Consider the following 13652-nt stretch of genomic DNA (forward strand, 5'->3'; position numbering starts at 1 on the left):
TCTCCGCTGCTCGCTCTGTACGCCGACACAATGAAAGCGCACCCGAGCGGGCGAGCGGTCAGCTCTTGATATCGATGCCGGCCTCGACAGCGGCGGCTATGAAGGCTTTGCGAGCGTCGTCGTTGGTGCGTTTGCCCTTGATGACGTCGGCGCACACCAATAATGCCTTGTCGAGTGCCGGACCGTCTTCAGTCGGCCAATCCTCGATCATCGCCCAGGAAGCGGCCTGTGTGGTCGCGATGGTCACGTATTTGCCCGGCTCTTCAAGAGCGAGCAGAACCGGCCTTGGCCACGGAGCCTGCATCACAGAATCGCTGTCGTCTTTTGGCATCGCGCGCAGACCTTCACTCTCAGGTATTCGTGAATACGGCCTTCCCTGAAAAAGGGAAGGCCGTTTGCTTATTATTCAGCAGCTTCTGCGTAGCTTTCGACCGGCGGGCAGGTGCAGACCAGATTGCGGTCGCCGAAGACGTTATCGACGCGGTTGACCGGCGACCAGTATTTGTCGACGCGGAAGGCGCCGGGCGGGAAGCAGGCCTGTTCTCTGCTGTAGGGACGATCCCACTCACCGACAAGGTCTTCGACGGTGTGGGGAGCGTTCTTTAGCGGGTTGTTGTCCTTGTCGGCGCGGCCTTCCTCGATGTCGCGGGCCTCCTGACGGATCGCCAGCATCGCTTCGCAGAAGCGGTCAAGCTCGGCCTTGGTTTCCGATTCCGTCGGCTCGATCATCAGTGTACCTGCAACCGGCCAGCTCATGGTCGGCGCGTGGAAGCCGCAATCGATCAGGCGCTTAGCGACGTCGTCGACCGTAACACCAGCGCTGTCGACCAGCGGGCGGGTGTCGATGATGCACTCATGCGCCACGCGGCCGGCTTCGGACTTGTAGAGCACGTCGTAGGCACCCTTCAGGCGGGCCGCGATGTAGTTGGCGTTGAGGATCGCCACTTTGGTCGCCTGCGTCAGGCCTTCGCCGCCCATCATCAGGCAGTAGCTCCAGGAGATCGGCAGGATTGAGGCAGAGCCGAAAGCAGCCGCGGAGACCGCGCCCGGACGGCCATCCGTTTCCGGGTGTCCTGGCAGGTAGGGTGCCAGATGCGCCTTGACGCCGATCGGGCCCATACCGGGACCGCCGCCGCCATGCGGGATGCAGAAGGTCTTGTGCAGGTTGAGGTGCGAAACGTCCGAGCCGATATCACCGGGCCGGGACAGACCAACCATGGCGTTCATGTTGGCGCCGTCGAGATAGACCTGGCCGCCGTGCTTGTGCACGAGGTCGCAGATTTCCTTGACGGTTTCCTCGAAGACGCCGTGCGTCGAGGGGTAGGTGATCATGCAGCAGGAGAGGTTTTCCGCATACTGCTCCGCCTTGGCGCGGAAATCATCCATGTCGATATCGCCGTTCTCGCGAACCTTGACGACCACGACCTTCATGCCGACCATCTGAGCGGAGGCAGGGTTGGTGCCGTGCGCGGAGGTCGGGATGAGGCAGACGTCGCGGTGACCATTGCCATTGGCGATATGATAGTTACGGATCGTCAGCAGACCGGCATACTCGCCCTGCGCACCGGAGTTCGGCTGCATGGAGAAGGCATCATAGCCTGTCACGGCGCAGAGCTTCTCCGTCAAGTCGTCGATCATCTCGCGATAGCCGAGCGCCTGATCCACTGGAACGTATGGGTGGATATCCGAGAACTCGGGCCATGTGATCGGCAGCATTTCCGCCGTCGCGTTCAACTTCATCGTGCAGGAGCCGAGCGGGATCATCGCGCGGTCGAGCGCCAGATCGCGGTCGGACAGCCGGCGGATATAGCGGGTCATCTCGCTTTCGGCGCGGTTCATGTGGAAGATCGGATGGCTCAGGTACTCGCTGGTGCGGGCGAGGCCCTTCGGCAGCCGATAGCTCGGCTCGAAATCGCCCACAGCAAAGTTACCGCCGAAGGCGCGCCAGACGGCCTCCAGCGTCGCCGGGCGGGTGCGCTCGTCGAGGCTCATGCCGATCTTCGTAGCGCCAACCTTGCGTAGATTTACGCCTTCGGCGACTGCGGCGCGCAGGATGACGCCCTGCATGTGACCGACATCGACAGTGATCGTGTCGAAGAAGGTCTCGGGCTCGATGGTATAGCCGAGCTTTTCAAGGCCCTTGGCCATCAGCACGGCCTTCTGGTGGACCTGCTGGGCGATCGCCTTGATGCCCTTGGGACCGTGGAATACGGCGTACATCGAGGCCATAACGGCGAGCAGGACCTGCGCGGTGCAGATGTTCGACGTGGCCTTCTCGCGGCGGATATGCTGTTCGCGGGTCTGCAGCGACAGGCGGTAGGCACGGTTGCCGCGCGCGTCCACAGAGACGCCGACAAGACGGCCGGGCATGGAGCGCTTGTGTGCGTCCTTGACCGACATGTAGGCGGCATGCGGGCCGCCGTAACCGACAGGAACGCCGAAGCGTTGCGAATTGCCGATGGCAATGTCCGCGCCCATTTCACCGGGCGACTTCAGCAGCGTCAGGGCCAGGATGTCAGCAGCGACTATGGCGACGGCGCCGGTCTGGTGCAGGCGCGAGATCAGACCGGTGAAATCATGCACGTGGCCGTACGTGCCTGGATACTGGAAAATGGCACCGAAGACGTCGACCGGATCGAGATCGGTGAAGGGGTTGCCGACAATGACGCTCCAGCCCAGCGGCTCGGCGCGGGTCTTGATCAGTTCGATCGTCTGCGGATGGCAGGCGGCGTCGACGAAGAAGGCCTTCGCCTTCGACTTCGAGACGCGCTCGGCCATCGCCATGCCTTCTGCGGCTGCGGTCGCTTCATCGAGCAGCGAGGCGTTGGCGACGTCAAGGCCGGTGAGGTCGCAGATCATCGTCTGGTAGTTCAGCAGCGCCTCGAGGCGGCCCTGGCTGATTTCGGGCTGGTAGGGCGTGTAAGCCGTGTACCAGGCCGGGTTTTCCAGGATATTGCGCTGGATGACCGGCGGCGTGATGGTGCCGTAGTAGCCCTGGCCGATCAGCGAGACGAGCACCTTGTTCTTGTTGGCGGTCTCGCGTAGCTTGTCGAGCGCCTCGCGTTCCGTCATCGGCGCGCCCCAGACGAGAGGCGCCTTCTGGCGGATGGAGGGTGGTACCGTGGCGTCGATCAGCCCGTCGAGGCTGCCGTAGCCGATCACCTCCAGCATATCCGACATTTCGGCCGGGGACGGGCCGATGTGGCGACGGTTGGCGAAGTCGTAGGGCTGGTAGTCGGTAAACTGGAATTCGGTCGGCGTCGTCATTACGCAGTGAGCTCCTTGTAGGTCGCTTCATCGAGCAGGCCGTCGGCATCAGCGGCATTCTTGAGCTTCAGCTTGAAGAACCAGCCAGCGCCTTGGGGATCGGAATTGACCAGCGACGGATCTGCGGTGATCGCCGGGTTGACTTCGGTGATCTCGCCGTCAAGCGGACAATAGACGTCAGAAGCAGCCTTCACGGACTCAACGGTTGCAGCATTGTCATTCTTGGAAAAGGTGGTGCCGACTTCCGGCAATTCCACGAAGACGAGGTCGCCGAGCTGTTCAACGGCGTAGGTGGTAATGCCGACCGTCGCGACGCCGCCCTCGATCTTCAGCCACTCGTGTTCTTCGGTAAACTTCAGCATGATTGTTCTCTCCGGAAAAATGTTTCAGCGTTTGTAGGTCGGTGTAATAAAGGGGAGGGCACTGACGATGACCGGCAGGTACTTGCCGCGCACTTCAGCATAGACCTGGGTTCCAACAGCCGCCTGGGCGACCGTGACGTAGCCCATTGCGACGGGATGCTCGACCGAGGGGCCGAAGCCGCCCGAGGTCACTTCGCCGATCTCCGTCTTGCCTTCAGCATCCGCAAAGAGCTTGGCGTGGCCGCGAACCGGAGCCTTACCCTCAGGCTTCAGGCCGACACGGCGGCGGGCAGCACCCTTTTCAAGCTCGGCCAAGATGCGGTCTGCGCCAGGAAAACCGCCTGCACGGGCGCCGCCCGTCTTGCGCGCCTTCTGCATACCCCATTCGAGCGCAGCTTCCACAGGCGTGGTGGTCGTGTCAATGTCGTTGCCATAGAGGCAGAGGCCCGCCTCGAGGCGCAGGCTGTCGCGGGCACCGAGGCCGATCGGCGCCACGTCCGGATGCTCGAGCAACCGCTTGGTGACATCCTCCGCCTTGTCTCCCGGGATCGAGATTTCAAAGCCATCTTCGCCGCTGTAGCCCGAGCGGGAGACGAGACAGGAAACGTCATGCAGCCGGCAATGGCGCACGTCCATGAACTTCATTGCCGCGACATCGGCCCAGAGTTCCGCAAGCACTTCGACGGCGCGCGGTCCTTGCAGGGCGATCAGCGCACGATCGAGCAGCGTGATGTCGCAGGTGTCGCCGATATGCTTCTGCAGGTGAGCAAGATCGGCATCCTTGCAGGCGGCGTTGACGACGACAAAGAGATGGTCGTCGAGATGGGTAATCATCAGGTCGTCGAGAATGCCGCCGTTGCCATCGGTGAAGAAACCGTAGCGCTGGCGACCTTCGGCAAGACCGAGGATATCGACCGGAACGAGGCTTTCGAGCGCAAGCGCGGCGTCCTCATATTTACCGGACTTTGCCTTGATGACGACCTGGCCCATGTGGGACACATCGAAGACACCGGCCGACGTGCGGGTCTGGATGTGCTCCTTCATGACGCCGGCCGGATATTGTACCGGCATGTCATAGCCTGCGAAGGGCACCATGCGGGCGCCAAGCGACAGATGCAGCGCGTGAAGCGGAGTTTTCTTGAGGGCAGCAGTATCGTCCAACGACGCCTCCGGGGTTTGCGCCTGGAATTCCATGCGCGGGCTCAAATCTTCAGACGCGGTTGCGCCTTGCATTTCGAGCCCCCTCTGTCGCTGTGCCTGAGATTGTTATCCCTTCGGCGAGCGTTTCGAAAACGCTTCTCTCCAGAGTTCCGTCTGCCCCTTGCTGGTCCTTTGGCCTGAGAGTTTCCGGGGCGGTTGCTCCTTCGGCACCGGTCGTAGACGACCAGCTTCTCCCAACAAGGTCGAGGGCAATTATCTGGCCAGGGCTGTACTTGGCAAGGGGGAATGTCGCCGCCGAACAAATTTTTGTCGCGTAGATTTGAGTATAGCGCGACGGAGAGAGGAGGCGGGTGATGCTCAGCTGTCGCTGTAGAGTTTCAATGCCTGCTTCAACCCAGCCTGTGGCTGCCGTTGCCCCATCGTCATTAGATCCAGCGCGACTTCCGTCGATTGAATGATGTTGGCCGGTTCTTCGACGTCTTGGCCGCTGGCCGTCCTCATCTGACGGTCTGCTGCGCGGCGAGCTTCTTTTGCAGCCGTGCTTGCGGACACGCGCTGCGGAATCCGCAACGTATCAAACGCTGCGGCCGCGGTGCTCGCAGCTATCGTGCCTACCAAGACTGTCATACGGTCAGAATAAGGCGTCGCACGTTCTTAACTGGATAAATTAACCGCTGGCATTTTATTCATCTTGATCTTCTCCGGAGATGATTGGAATTTCCGGCGCGGCAAAACAGAGACGACTCAATGATTCAGGCCATGCTTGTCGCCGTTGGCGGCGCAATCGGTTCCGTCCTCAGATACTACGTCAGCCAGTGGGCTCTCAGGCTCGCAGGCCCGGCCTTTCCGTGGGGAACACTGACCGTCAATGTTGTCGGCTGCTTTGTCATTGGCGTCTTCGCCGAAATGATCATTCGACGCTTCGATGCATCGCCGGAATTGCGCCTGCTGCTGATCACCGGCTTTCTCGGTGGCTTCACGACCTTCTCGGCATTCTCGCTCGATGCCATTTCGCTCTTCGAGCGTGGAGCAGTTGTCTCGGGCGCTGTCTATATCGTCGCAAGCGTCGGCCTGTCGATGGCCGGGGTAATCGCCGGACTGGCGCTCATGCGCGCAATCTTGTGAGATTACGGTTTCCGTTTTCGGCGAAAATGCTCTAAAGCCAGCCGCAAAGGCCGCACAGCGCGCCTAAGACCATTTTCCGAAAGATGACGTATGGCGGGTATCGAACACAAAAAAGTGGAGCTGGACGAGGCGGGCATGCGGCTCGATCGCTGGTTCAAGGTGCACTTCCCGGGGCTCGGTTTCGGCCCACTCCAGAAGCTTCTGCGATCGGGTCAGGTCCGCGTCGATGGCGGACGCGTGAAAAGCGATACGCGCGTGCAGCCAGGGCAGGTGGTGCGCGTGCCGCCGCTCGATGTCGACGCCAAGTCGAAAAACACGCCGATCGCCGGCCATGATCTGAAACACGGGGGCGATTACGAGCTTCTGCAGCGCATGGTGCTGCATGAAGACGACAAGGTGATCGTCCTGAACAAGCCGGCCGGTCTTGCCGTGCAGGGCGGGTCTGGTGTGACGCGGAATATCGACAAGATGCTCGAAGCATGGACCAGCCCGAAGGGCGAAAAGCCGAGGCTGGTGCATCGCCTCGACCGCGATACATCCGGCGTCCTTGTCATCGCCCGCACCCGAGGCGCCGCACAGAAACTGACGGCAGCGTTTCGCGAGCGTGATACCAAAAAGACCTATTGGTCGCTGGTAAGAGGCGTTCCGCGCAAGCACGAGGACAAAATCTCGACCTGGCTGGTGAAGGAAGCGACCGCGGATGGCGACCGGATGCGTGTTGCCAAGCACGGCGAAGACGGAGCCGATCACGCGATTTCCTACTATCGCGTCTTGGAAACCGCCGCGCAGAACCTCGCTTGGCTCGAGATGGAACCCTATACCGGACGGACGCACCAGCTGCGCGTTCACGCGCTTCATATCGGTCACCCGATCATTGGCGACCCCAAGTATTTCATCGAGGATCCGAACTGGGATGTCCCGGGCGGTATCCAGAAGCGGCTGCACCTGCATGCGCGCAAAATCGACATTCCGCACCCCTCCGGCGGCAGACTGCGCGTCAGTGCACCTTTGCCGCCGCATATGGTGCAGACCTGGAACCTGCTCGGCCTCGATCTCGCATCCCAGGAAAGGGAAGACGACGAATGAGGCTCGCACTCTTCGATTGCGACGGGACGCTGGTCGACAGCGCCGCGCTGATCCATGAGGTGATGGCGCGGACATTCGTGCATTTCGGCTATGACCGGCCTGATGTCTCGTTGACGAAGTCGATCATCGGACTGACGCTGGATATCGCGATTGCGCGGATGCGTGGAAAGCCTCATGTCGACGATGAAGCGATCGCGATGACGGCGCATTATAGGGCGATCTATACCGGTGTCCGTGACGAACCTGGAATGGACGTGCCGCTCTTTAACGGCATCAAGCCGCTGGTCGATGAATTGGCGCGAAACGATGACATTCTGATCGGCGCGGTAACCGGCAAGTCGCGTCTCGGTCTTATCCACATCCTCGAAAAACATGGTCTTGCACCACATTTTATTGTTTCGCGTACTGCGGACGACTGCCCATCGAAGCCGCATCCAGCTATGGTAATGGAGTGCTGCAGCGAGACCGGCATGAATCCCGCCGATGCCATCGTCATCGGTGATGCTGTCTACGATATGCAGATGGCGAAGGCTGCGGGCGCGAAGGCGGTAGGTGTGTCGTGGGGTTATGCCAGCGTGGACGATCTGGTGACTGCGGGTGCCGACAGCATTGTTCGCCATCCGAGCGATATTTTGAAGCACTTTTCCTGAGGTGAGGTATGCGTGATCTGTTGAACGACCAAGCTGAAGGATTGAGTCATCCAGACCCAATCCGTCGCGCCCAGATCCAGATGAAGAAGCCATTGCCGAAGCGCTTCTATAAGACAGTCACAATCCGGGAACTCGACGAAGGCTTCTCGATCGAACTGGATGGCAAGGCAATCCGGACGCCAGCCCGCAAGCTGCTTGTTGTCGCGACGAAGCCGCTTGCAGAACTTCTTGTGCCAGAATGGGAGGCACAGGCCGAGCTCATCGACCCTTCAACCATGCCCGTGACCCGGCTCGTCAACACCGCTATCGACGGGGTTGCAACCGATACGCAGGCCGTCTTTGACGACATTCTGCGCTTCTCCTCAAGTGATCTTCTCTGCTATCGCGCCGATGCACCGCAGGAACTCGTCGAGCGTCAGAAAGAGCTTTGGGATCCAGTGCTCGATTGGGCCGCTAATTCGCTCGGCGCGCGCTTCATTCTGATCGAGGGTGTCATGCATCACGATCAACCACCGGAAGCCATCTCCGCGTTTTCCGGGGCGTTGAAGCGGCACGACAAGGCCACGGTCCTCGCCGCCCTACATACCATCACAACGCTGACCGGCTCGGCGCTGCTGGCGCTTGCCTTTGCCGAACGTGTCCTATCGGCGAAGAACGTCTGGTCGCTCGCACATCTCGACGAAGACTGGACAATCGAGCATTGGGGCAGCGACGAAGAGGCCGAAGAACGGCGGGAGAAGCGCTTCGAGGATTTCAAGGCCGCTGCGGACGTTTTTTTGGCCATGAAGGGCTGAAACATATTGCTTTGATGTCAGTTATCGCGAAAATCTGCGACTCTATCGGGGGCGGATGCGGATTTTTTTAATGAACTGGCTCAAGTCGTGCTTTTTTCGGGTTGCGCTTATCTGCATCGCCCTCGCGTCCTGCTCGCTCTTCGCAAAGGAGCAACCCGGCCCAGTCTATGACGTCCGAAGCGCTGTCGTTGTCAGCCCGCAGAAGATACCGCCCGCAATCCTTGCCGGGGTCGGTGATCGGGTAAATGCGGCGATCAACGCTACGGTGCGGACCGAAGTCTATCCACGCGTCGTGCTGACGATCCGCATCCTGTTCGTCGAAAAGGGCCAGGGCCTCGACAAGAGCCGGAATGTCGCGAAGGTCAGCATCGATGCTGCTTCGGTCGAAGACGGATCGGTCATTGCCGTTAGCTCGTTCGAGGTCACGAGCTTCTCCAACAGTCCCACGGCCGCCGACGAAATCCTTGCCGAGGACATCGCCGCCCGCATTCGTTCGGCTTTCTCGCTAAGCGCCGGACGCGCTTGAACCGGCCGCGATATCCGCGGTGAGGAGTACCTATGAAGGAAATTCTTGAAGAACTCGAACGTCGCCGAGGGATTGCAAGGCTCGGTGGCGGCAAGGCGCGTATCGACGCGCAGCATCAGCGCGGCAAGCTGACGGCGCGCGAGCGAATTGATCTTTTCCTCGACGAGGACTCCTTTGAGGAGTTCGACATGTTCGTCGAGCATCGATCGAGCGACTTCGGCATGGACAAGACGCGGATTGCCGGCGACGGCGTCGTCACCGGCTGGGGTACGGTGAACGGACGAACCGTGTTCGTTTTCGCCAAGGATTTCACGGTGTTCGGCGGCTCGCTCTCCGAGGCGCATGCCGAAAAGATCATGAAGGTGCAGGATATGGCGCTCAAAAACAGGGCGCCGATCATCGGCATCTATGATGCCGGCGGTGCTCGCATCCAGGAAGGCGTCGCTGCGCTTGGCGGCTACGCTGAGGTGTTTCAGCGCAACGTGCTCGCGTCGGGCGTCATTCCGCAAATCTCGGTTATCATGGGACCGTGCGCCGGCGGCGACGTTTATTCGCCCGCAATGACTGATTTCATCTTCATGGTCCGCGACACGTCGTACATGTTCGTGACCGGCCCGGACGTGGTGAAGACAGTCACCAACGAGACCGTCACCGCGGAAGAGCTCGGCGGCGCTTCTGTGCATACCACGAAGTCCTCGATTGCCGACGGCGCCTACGACAATGATGTCGAGGCGTTGCTGCAGGTTCGCCGACTTATTGACCTTCTGCCACAATCAAACACCTCGCCAGTGCCGGAAATCGAATGTTACCAGCCGGTGACAGACATCGATGCATCGCTGGATACGCTGGTGCCAGCCAACGCCAACAAACCCTATGACATCAAGGAATTGATCCAGAAGACAGTGGACGAGGGTGATTTCTTCGAGATCCAGGCAAGCTTCGCCAAAAACATAGTCTGCGGCTTCGGTCGGATCGAGGGCTCGACCGTCGGCTTCGTGGCAAACCAGCCAATGGTGCTGGCCGGTGTGCTCGACAGCGATGCGTCGCGAAAGGGGGCACGGTTCGTCCGCTTCTGCGACTGCTTCAACATTCCGATCGTAACGTTCGTGGATGTGCCCGGCTTCCTGCCGGGTACCGCTCAAGAATATGGCGGACTGATCAAGCACGGCGCAAAGCTGTTGTTCGCCTATGCAGAGGCGACGGTGCCAAAGCTGACGGTGATTACGCGCAAGGCGTTCGGCGGAGCTTATGACGTCATGGCATCCAAGCATCTGAGGGGCGACTTGAACTATGCCTGGCCAACGGCTCAGATCGCGGTCATGGGTGCCAAGGGTGCAGTCGAGATCATCTTCCGGAAGGATATCGCCGATCCCGAAAAGATCGCTGCACACACGAAGATGTATGAGGACCGTTTCCTTTCACCATTTGTGGCAGCTGAGCGAGGCTATATCGACGAGGTGATCATGCCGCATTCTACGCGGCGGCGCCTGGCGCGCGGCCTCAAGATGCTTCGCAACAAAGACCTGAGCAATCCCTGGAAGAAGCACGACAATATCCCGCTTTGAGGAGACTAGATTGGGGAAAGCTAAGGAAAATCAAGAAGAAGTGATCGTCTGTCAGCGATCCGTGTCTTCATTCCTTTTGGCGAAGCAGCTAACGCTCCGCTGTCTTTACTCAAAAGGAGAGTCTACATGTCGAGTTTGGAACGACTGAGCGCATATCAGCCTTATTCGCTCGCCGCTTTGCGCGTTATTACGGCACTGCTCTTTATCGAGCACGGAACGATGAAGCTTTTCGCGTTCCCAGCTGCACAAATGGAAGGCCCGCTGCCGCCCTTGATGCTGGTCGCCGCTCTGCTCGAAGTCGTCGGTGGCCTTATGGTGCTGATCGGCCTATTCACACGGCCGGTCGCCTTCATCCTGTCGGGCCAGATGGCGGTCGCCTATTTCATGGCGCACGGACCAAAGGCGTTCTGGCCGGCCCTGAATGGTGGCGACGCTGCAATTCTATTCTGCTTCATCTTCCTATTCATCTTTTTCGCCGGAGCTGGTGCTCTGTCGATCGACCAGCGCAAGGCGGCCGCCTAACAGCGATAAATGCCGCGACCGGTTTTACCGGCCGCGGCTGCAGCTCATGCTGTGGCCTTCAAGCCGGCGATCCCCGCAACAATCATTGAAATGCAGAGCAGACGTGGGGCAGTGGCGGCATCACCGAGTAACCAGATGCCGAGCAACACGGTGCCAACGCTACCGATACCCGTCCAAATAGCGTAGGCCGTCCCAATCGGCAGCGTCTTGACGGCAATGCCCAACAGCACGACGCTGACGATCATGGAAATGGCGGTCAAAGTGGTCGGTACCAGACGCGTGAAACCGTCGGTGTATTTCAAACCGATCGCCCAGCCACATTCGAAAAGTCCGGCAAGAAAAAGCAGAAGCCAAGCCATCGTAAGTCTCCATCCTCAGAGCGAAGACGTTCCCGATGCGCCAGGGTCCAGATCAAGCCCGGGACTTTGGGAACGCTTCAACTCACGTAGGAAACGTCATGGCAGACCTACCACCCGTTTCTTGCGCGTGCCTCAGGCAAGCCGCTCGGCATGCCACTTCAGGTGATCGTCCATGAAGGTCGAGATGAAATAGTACGAATGATCATAGCGCTCATGCATGCGCAGTGTGGCCTTGATATCAGTATTCTTGACGGCGTCTTCGAACAGCCAGGGACGCAGCCCGTTCTCCAAGAAACCATCAGCCTTCCCTTGGTCGATCAGGAACTCAGGGAAACGTGCTCCATCGCTTACCAAGGCGCAGGCATCGTATTTGCGCCAGGCTGCGCGGTCAGCTCCGAGGTATTTTTCAAACGCCGGAGCCGACCAGTCCGCGGTCGAGGGTTCCACGATCGGCGCAAACGCCGAGCAGCTCTTGAACCGATCCGGATTCTTGAGTGCAATGGTCATTGCGCCATGCCCGCCCATTGAGTGGCCGAAGATGCCCTGCCTGCTCATGTCCATGCGGAAGTGTTGGCTGACATAGGCCGGGAGCTCTTCGGTGATGTAGGTGTACATCTGGTAGTTCTCCGACCATGGCTCTTCGGTCGCATCAAGATAGAAACCTGCACCCTTGCCCATCTGCCAATTGGTGAGCTCATCCGGTACGTCATTGCCGCGCGGGCTTGTGTCCGGGCAGACGATAATCAAGCCGAGTTCGGAAGCCATGCGTCGATACTCGCCCTTTTCCATGACGTTCGCATGCGTGCAGGTCAAGCCAGAGAGGTACCAGACAACAGGGCAGGGCTCTTTGATGGCCTTTGGGGGAACGAAAACTGCAAAGGTCATATCGCAATTGCAGGCGTCGGATTGGTGCGTGAAGACACCTTGCATGCCGCCGAAGGCGGTCGTCTGTGAAATGATGTTCATTCTCTATCGTCCGTTCTTGGAGTAGGCGCCTTTGCCCGGCGGCACAGGCGATCGAAAGTTTCGAGGAAGCGGGAGCGATCCTTCGGGCCGAAGGCAGCATTGTAACCCTTGCTTTCGCCGGTCTCTCTCAAGTGAGCGCCGAGATCGCGCATGGCGCTGGCCATGCCGATATTCGTGTTGTCGAAGACGCGACCCGTCGGACCGCTGACAAGGGCGCCGGTCGCCACACAGCGGACCGCTAGCGGGACATCGGCGGTGACGACCACATCACCGGCGCCGGCATGTTCGGCAATCCAGTTGTCGGCGGCATCGAACGAGGCCGAGACGATGACATTGTGCACCATCGGGTCGCGCGAAGGGCGCAGACCGGAATTGGCCACGAAGGTCACTTCGATGCCGTGGCGCTCGGCGACCTTGAGGATTTCCGGCTTCACGGGGCAGGCGTCTGCATCGACATAGATCATGAATTTCAATCTTTGGCTGAAACGCTACGCGGCCCTGAGGGGCGCGTAGCGGCGGTTCGTTCGGGTCTCATAGTCCGACGGCTGCCCTTCGTTCAAGACATCAGGCTTCCTTCAGCGTGCCTGCCTTCTTAGCCACCCAGGTTGCGATGACATCCATCAGCGTCGGATTCAGGCAGTCATAGGGCGTGAGGCCGAGTTCGTTCAGGCGACCACGAACACCTGCCATCGCCGAAGGCGGGGTGCCCGATTCGATGATCGACGAGACGAAGGCCGCGAATGTTGGCTCCGGCCAGCCCCCTTCCTGGAAGCGTTCCGGATGGATAAAGTCGAGCCCTTTGAACGCATGTTCGCGCTCCACCGGTCCGTACATATGGACGCCGCAGGCCTTGCAGGCGTGGCGCCGGATCAGCGCATCCGGATCGACGATCTGCAGCTTGTCGCCATTCTCCAGCACGGTGACGTTTTCATGCGGGGTCACGGCGACGACTGAAAAGGCCGCTCCCTTCGGCTTCCAGCATTTGGTGCAGCCGCAGGCGTGATTGTGGGCGATGGTGCCCTTGATCGCGACCTTGACGGCACGGTCGGTGCAAGCGCAGACCAGCGTGCCGCCATTGAAATTTGCCTGGCCTTTCTTCACGCCGCCGTCGAGGGCGGGGTGTATCGATACTTGACTTGGCATGTTCAGCTCCTCCTCTTTAGCTGCCCACGGCTCCCAAATCAGGATCAATTTGCGAAAAAGCCGCAGGCCATTTCAAAGTCGTGCCGCATTCCGTCGTCTTCTCCTCAATACAGTACCACGCTTCGG

16 protein-coding genes and 1 riboswitch are annotated in these 13652 nt (G+C 59.8%); of the genes, 7 read left to right on the forward strand and 9 right to left on the reverse strand.

The features are described from left to right. Window positions 1-58: 58 nt before the first annotated feature. The 5 genes from PMI09_RS05265 to PMI09_RS05285 all read right to left on the reverse strand — a co-directional run bounded on the left by PMI09_RS05265 (window position 59) and on the right by PMI09_RS05285 (window position 5417). A complete protein-coding gene (locus PMI09_RS05265) occupies window positions 59-304 on the reverse strand; it encodes a DUF982 domain-containing protein (protein ID WP_037081983.1) in 246 nt (81 codons plus the stop codon). 98 nt (window positions 305-402) lie between these two features. Beyond that, the gene (gene gcvP / locus PMI09_RS05270; protein ID WP_007789615.1) at window positions 403-3267 is read right to left on the reverse strand and encodes an aminomethyl-transferring glycine dehydrogenase; all 2865 of its coding nucleotides are present in this window, start codon (window positions 3265-3267) and stop codon (window positions 403-405) included. Then, the gene (gene gcvH / locus PMI09_RS05275) at window positions 3267-3629 is read right to left on the reverse strand and encodes a glycine cleavage system protein GcvH (RefSeq protein WP_007789616.1); all 363 of its coding nucleotides are present in this window, start codon (window positions 3627-3629) and stop codon (window positions 3267-3269) included. The genes gcvP and gcvH overlap by 1 nt, the downstream gene beginning before the upstream one ends. A 24-nt stretch (window positions 3630-3653) precedes the next feature. After that, complete coding sequence (gene gcvT, locus PMI09_RS05280) at window positions 3654-4790, reverse strand: glycine cleavage system aminomethyltransferase GcvT (RefSeq protein ID WP_037081986.1); 1137 nt, start codon at window positions 4788-4790, stop codon at window positions 3654-3656. Window positions 4791-4944: 154 nt separating this feature from the next. Next, window positions 4945-5036: riboswitch (glycine riboswitch) on the reverse strand. Between the two features lie 111 nt (window positions 5037-5147). After that, entirely contained in the window at window positions 5148-5417 is a 270-nt protein-coding gene (locus PMI09_RS05285) for a hypothetical protein (RefSeq protein WP_037081971.1), read from the reverse strand. Window positions 5418-5537: 120 nt separating this feature from the next. Between PMI09_RS05285 and crcB the strand changes: the two genes are divergently transcribed. From crcB to PMI09_RS05320, 7 genes are all read left to right on the forward strand, one after another. Continuing rightward, window positions 5538-5915 carry a fluoride efflux transporter CrcB gene (gene crcB / locus PMI09_RS05290; RefSeq protein ID WP_007789620.1) on the forward strand — a complete coding sequence of 126 codons (378 nt, stop codon included), beginning with the start codon at window positions 5538-5540 and terminating at the stop codon, window positions 5913-5915. Between the two features lie 90 nt (window positions 5916-6005). Further along, entirely contained in the window at window positions 6006-7001 is a 996-nt protein-coding gene (locus PMI09_RS05295) for an RluA family pseudouridine synthase (RefSeq protein WP_037081974.1), read from the forward strand. After that, entirely contained in the window at window positions 6998-7651 is a 654-nt protein-coding gene (locus PMI09_RS05300) for an HAD-IA family hydrolase (protein ID WP_007789624.1), read from the forward strand. The genes PMI09_RS05295 and PMI09_RS05300 overlap by 4 nt, the downstream gene beginning before the upstream one ends. A gap of 8 nt (window positions 7652-7659) precedes the next feature. Then, window positions 7660-8445: an ATP12 family chaperone protein gene (locus PMI09_RS05305; protein ID WP_007789626.1), complete on the forward strand. Its 786-nt coding sequence runs from the start codon at window positions 7660-7662 to the stop codon at window positions 8443-8445. Between the two features lie 70 nt (window positions 8446-8515). Then, window positions 8516-8971: a hypothetical protein gene (locus PMI09_RS05310; RefSeq protein WP_007789628.1), complete on the forward strand. Its 456-nt coding sequence runs from the start codon at window positions 8516-8518 to the stop codon at window positions 8969-8971. Window positions 8972-9003: 32 nt separating this feature from the next. Then, the gene (locus PMI09_RS05315) at window positions 9004-10536 is read left to right on the forward strand and encodes an acyl-CoA carboxylase subunit beta (RefSeq protein ID WP_007789629.1); all 1533 of its coding nucleotides are present in this window, start codon (window positions 9004-9006) and stop codon (window positions 10534-10536) included. A gap of 126 nt (window positions 10537-10662) precedes the next feature. Further along, the gene (locus PMI09_RS05320; protein ID WP_007789631.1) at window positions 10663-11058 is read left to right on the forward strand and encodes a DoxX family protein; all 396 of its coding nucleotides are present in this window, start codon (window positions 10663-10665) and stop codon (window positions 11056-11058) included. A gap of 44 nt (window positions 11059-11102) precedes the next feature. Here the strand turns inward: PMI09_RS05320 and sugE are convergent, their stop codons facing one another. The 4 genes from sugE to gfa form a co-directional block, all read right to left on the reverse strand. Continuing rightward, window positions 11103-11417, reverse strand: coding sequence for a quaternary ammonium compound efflux SMR transporter SugE (gene sugE / locus PMI09_RS05325; RefSeq protein WP_007789633.1), 315 nt, complete (start codon window positions 11415-11417; stop codon window positions 11103-11105). A 132-nt stretch (window positions 11418-11549) separates the two neighbouring features. Further along, window positions 11550-12383, reverse strand: coding sequence for an S-formylglutathione hydrolase (gene fghA, locus PMI09_RS05330; protein ID WP_007789636.1), 834 nt, complete (start codon window positions 12381-12383; stop codon window positions 11550-11552). Next, entirely contained in the window at window positions 12380-12847 is a 468-nt protein-coding gene (locus PMI09_RS05335) for a YaiI/YqxD family protein (protein WP_007789639.1), read from the reverse strand. The genes fghA and PMI09_RS05335 overlap by 4 nt, the downstream gene beginning before the upstream one ends. Window positions 12848-12947: 100 nt before the next feature. After that, the gene (gene gfa / locus PMI09_RS05340) at window positions 12948-13526 is read right to left on the reverse strand and encodes an S-(hydroxymethyl)glutathione synthase (RefSeq protein WP_007789640.1); all 579 of its coding nucleotides are present in this window, start codon (window positions 13524-13526) and stop codon (window positions 12948-12950) included. Window positions 13527-13652 lie beyond the last annotated feature (126 nt).

It is taken from the genome of Rhizobium sp. CF122 (genome assembly GCF_000282035.1).
GTDB lineage: Bacteria > Pseudomonadota > Alphaproteobacteria > Rhizobiales > Rhizobiaceae > Rhizobium.

Coding starts and splice junctions, on each gene's coding strand:
- PMI09_RS05265 (WP_037081983.1), bottom strand. CDS start 304: ATGCAGGCTCCGTGGCCAAGGCCGGTTCTGCTCGCTCTTGAAGAGCCG.
- gcvP (WP_007789615.1), bottom strand. CDS start 3,267: ATGACGACGCCGACCGAATTCCAGTTTACCGACTACCAGCCCTACGAC.
- gcvH (WP_007789616.1), bottom strand. CDS start 3,629: ATGCTGAAGTTTACCGAAGAACACGAGTGGCTGAAGATCGAGGGCGGC.
- PMI09_RS05285 (WP_037081971.1), bottom strand. CDS start 5,417: ATGACAGTCTTGGTAGGCACGATAGCTGCGAGCACCGCGGCCGCAGCG.
- crcB (WP_007789620.1), top strand. CDS start 5,538: ATGATTCAGGCCATGCTTGTCGCCGTTGGCGGCGCAATCGGTTCCGTC.
- PMI09_RS05295 (WP_037081974.1), top strand. CDS start 6,006: ATGGCGGGTATCGAACACAAAAAAGTGGAGCTGGACGAGGCGGGCATG.
- PMI09_RS05300 (WP_007789624.1), top strand. CDS start 6,998: ATGAGGCTCGCACTCTTCGATTGCGACGGGACGCTGGTCGACAGCGCC.
- PMI09_RS05305 (WP_007789626.1), top strand. CDS start 7,660: ATGCGTGATCTGTTGAACGACCAAGCTGAAGGATTGAGTCATCCAGAC.
- PMI09_RS05310 (WP_007789628.1), top strand. CDS start 8,516: ATGAACTGGCTCAAGTCGTGCTTTTTTCGGGTTGCGCTTATCTGCATC.
- PMI09_RS05315 (WP_007789629.1), top strand. CDS start 9,004: ATGAAGGAAATTCTTGAAGAACTCGAACGTCGCCGAGGGATTGCAAGG.
- PMI09_RS05320 (WP_007789631.1), top strand. CDS start 10,663: ATGTCGAGTTTGGAACGACTGAGCGCATATCAGCCTTATTCGCTCGCC.
- sugE (WP_007789633.1), bottom strand. CDS start 11,417: ATGGCTTGGCTTCTGCTTTTTCTTGCCGGACTTTTCGAATGTGGCTGG.
- fghA (WP_007789636.1), bottom strand. CDS start 12,383: ATGAACATCATTTCACAGACGACCGCCTTCGGCGGCATGCAAGGTGTC.
- PMI09_RS05335 (WP_007789639.1), bottom strand. CDS start 12,847: ATGATCTATGTCGATGCAGACGCCTGCCCCGTGAAGCCGGAAATCCTC.
- gfa (WP_007789640.1), bottom strand. CDS start 13,526: ATGCCAAGTCAAGTATCGATACACCCCGCCCTCGACGGCGGCGTGAAG.